The following is a 3,131-nucleotide window of genomic DNA, read 5'->3' on the forward strand; positions in this document are numbered from 1 at the left end:
GCGTGCGGGCGCCGGGGCGGTCAGGGAGCCCAGGTGCGGGCGCCCTCGATGCTGCCCACGGTGTCCTCGGGGTCGACGGCCTCGTCGGCGTACGCCCGGTTGACCGCCGAGACCACCGCGCGCAGCGACGCCGTGGTGATCGACCCGGCCCGGCCGACACCCCAGAACACCCGATTGCCGAACTGCACCTCGACGTAGGCGGCCGCGGTGGCGTCGTCCCCGGCGGTCATCGCGTGCTCGGAGTAGTCGAGGATGCGCACCTCGTCGTCGAACATCTCGTTGAGCGCGGCGACGAACGCCGCCAGTGGGCCGTTGCCGGACCCGGTCAGCTCCCTGACCTCGCCCCGCCACTTGACCACGGCGTCGATGGAGTCCTCGCCGTCGTCGGTCTCGGCCGGCTCCAGATGTTGGGACATCCGCTCCATGGGCGAGATGCGGTCCAGGTACTCCAGCGTGAAGATGTCCCACATCTGCTTGGGCGTGACCTCGCCGCCCTCGGAATCGGTGACGCTCTGCACCAGCGCGGAGAACTCCATCTGGAGGCGTCGCGGCAGCTGCAGGCCGTAGTCGCTCTTCATGATGTAGGCCACGCCGCCCTTGCCGGACTGCGAGTTCACGCGGATCACGGCCTCGTACGTGCGGCCCTCGTCCTTGGGGTCCACGGGCAGGTACGGGACCTCCCACGTGATGTCGGTGATGTCCTCGCCGCGGGCCTCGGCCTCGGCCTGCAGGGCGTCGAAGCCCTTGTTGATCGCGTCCTGGTGCGAGCCCGAGAAGGCGGTGAACACCAGGTCGCCGCCGTAGGGGTGACGCTCGGGCACGCGCAGCTGGTTGGCGTACTCGACGGTCCGGCGGATCTCGTCCATGTCGGAGAAGTTGATCTGCGGGTCGACGCCGCGGGTGAGCAGGTTCATGCCCAGCGTCACCAGGCAGACGTTGCCGGTGCGCTCGCCGTTGCCGAACAGACAGCCCTCGATGCGGTCGGCGCCGGCCTGGAAGCCCAGCTCGGCGGCCGCGACGCCGGTGCCGCGGTCGTTGTGCGGGTGCAGCGAGAGGATGGTGGCGTCGCGGTGCGCGAGGTTGCGGTGCATCCACTCGATCTGGTCTGCGTACACGTTGGGCGTGGCCATCTCGACGGTCGCCGGCAGGTTGAGGATGATCGGGTTCTCCGGCGTGGCCCCCACGACCTCGGTGACGGCGTCGCAGATCTCCTTGGAGAACGCGAGCTCGGTCCCGGTGAACGACTCGGGGGAGTACTCCCAGCGCCAGGTGGTGTCCGGGTAGTCCTTTGCGATGGTGGTGACCAGCTCCGCGGCGTCGGTGGCGATCTTCTTGATCGCCTCGCGGTCCTTACGGAACACCACCTTGCGCTGGAGGATCGAGGTCGAGTTGTAGAAGTGCACGATCACGTTGGACGCGCCCTCGCACGCCTCGAACGTGCGGCGGATCAGGTCCTCGCGGCACTGCACCAGCACCTGGATGGTGACGTCCTCCGGGATCGCGTCGTCCTCGATGATCTCGCGGACGAAGTCGTAGTCCGTCTGCGAGGCCGACGGGAACCCGACCTCGATCTCCTTGTAGCCCATGCGGACGAGCAGCTCGAACATCCGACGCTTGCGGGCCGGGCTCATGGGGTCGATCAGAGCCTGGTTGCCGTCCCGCAGGTCCACGGCGCACCACTGGGGCGCGTGGGTGATGACCTTGTCCGGCCACGTGCGGTCGGGGAGCGAGACGTCCTCGACCTCCTCGGCGAAGGGCCGGTACCGGTGGACCGGCATCGAGGAGCCCTTCTGTCGGTTCCACGACGGTTGGTCGGGGCGTCCGGGCTTCGAGGGGGGAGTGATGGTCGACGACGACGAGACGAATGCGTCAGCGGGATTCATTGCGGGGCTCTACTTCCGTGGAATCGATCTGTGGGGATCGGACCGGCGCGACGAGATCCCGCGACGGGGAGCCGGTCCGCCTCAGCGGGCCCCGCCGCGGCACCCAAGAAGGAGCACGCGCTGCATGGGGGTCACCATACACCGATCCGGTGAGGGGCACGGAATCGGAGTTCATCACGGTATCGGGATGACGAAGGTCGTGGTTCCCGTCGTCGCCTCGGGCGGGGTAAGGGGGGAGTCCGCGCTCAGGTCCCGGTCGTTCTGCATCGAACCCCAGAGCCTGCGGCAACCGGCCTCCTCGGCGATGTCGCGGGCCTTGTCGACCAGGCGGTGGGCGATCCCGCGGCCCCGCAGTGACTCGCTCACGCGGATGCCGTAGACGAACAGGTCGGGGCTGGCGCCCATATAGCCGGTCTCCACCGCCACCAGCGTCCCCACGGGGACGTCGTCGTGGAACGCCAGCAGCAGGAGGTTGGACCCGTTGTCGAGGAAGTCCCGGGTCCACTCCGCGGTGGGTGGGTAGCGGAACAGGTCGTCGACGGACAGGACCAGGTCGAGATCGCCGCGTGAGGCGCGGCGGATCACGAGCTCCGGCTGCTCCGGCGAGGTCATTAGCTCAGTGTGACAAAAACGCGGGAGGTCCGGCGCGGGAGCGTGGGGGCCGGGTGTGACCGGACCGTCGTGGTCATCGGTTGGCGATCATCCAGTTGATCCACCCGTTCTGGAACGGGATCGACTCGTACCAGGCCGGATTGGTCCCGTTGGGCTGGCGGCGTGCGTGGTCGGAGCCGGAGTGGATGCCCACCAGGAGGTCACCGTGGAACACGGGCCCCCCGGAGTCCCCCAACCCGTAGCCGCCCTGGGTGGTGTGGGACCGTCCGATCCAGGATCCCGCTCGCGGCTCCATCCGCTCGAGGCGGGTGAGGCCGGTCCGGAGCTCAGCCGACCGCTGGCCTCGGGGAGTGGTCTCGCCGAAGCCGTGGAACCGCAGCACGTCGCCGGGTACGGGATCCCTTCCCGCGCGCTTGACCGACGGCGACGGCGCCGGATGTGCGAGCTTGAGCAGCATGACGTCACCGGCGGGGGCGTGGTAGGCGGCGACGGGGGTGTGTCGCCCGAGGCTGCCGGAGTCGAGGGAGCCGAACGCCCCGACGATCGGCGGGCTGGCGAGCGAGGCGGTCTCGGCGAACCCGCCCGGCACGGTCGCCTGGTTGCCGAACCCCAGGGTGTACGCGGTCGGGTCGGCGG

The 3,131-nt window shown here is 69.4% G+C and carries 3 protein-coding genes; all 3 read right to left on the reverse strand.

Annotated features, from left to right (window positions below):
• Window positions 1–20: 20 nt before the first annotated feature.
• Complete coding sequence (gene leuA, locus G6019_RS15400) at window positions 21–1,883, reverse strand: 2-isopropylmalate synthase (protein WP_107755546.1); 1,863 nt, start codon at window positions 1,881–1,883, stop codon at window positions 21–23.
• A 174-nt stretch (window positions 1,884–2,057) separates the two neighbouring features.
• Window positions 2,058–2,495: a GNAT family N-acetyltransferase gene (locus tag G6019_RS15405; protein WP_107755547.1), complete on the reverse strand. Its 438-nt coding sequence runs from the start codon at window positions 2,493–2,495 to the stop codon at window positions 2,058–2,060.
• Window positions 2,496–2,568: 73 nt separating this feature from the next.
• Window positions 2,569–3,131: trypsin-like serine protease (locus G6019_RS15410; RefSeq protein ID WP_182627969.1), on the reverse strand; the 563-nt coding region annotated here is incomplete at its 5' end.

This window comes from Dietzia sp. DQ12-76, from assembly GCF_014145045.1.
In the GTDB taxonomy this organism is placed as follows: Bacteria; Actinomycetota; Actinomycetes; order Mycobacteriales; family Mycobacteriaceae; genus Dietzia.

What these genes read in the sequence shown, in the direction of transcription:
- leuA (WP_107755546.1), bottom strand. Translation starts at nt 1,883, where the DNA reads ATGAATCCCGCTGACGCATTCGTCTCGTCGTCGTCGACCATCACTCCC.
- G6019_RS15405 (WP_107755547.1), bottom strand. Translation starts at nt 2,495, where the DNA reads ATGACCTCGCCGGAGCAGCCGGAGCTCGTGATCCGCCGCGCCTCACGC.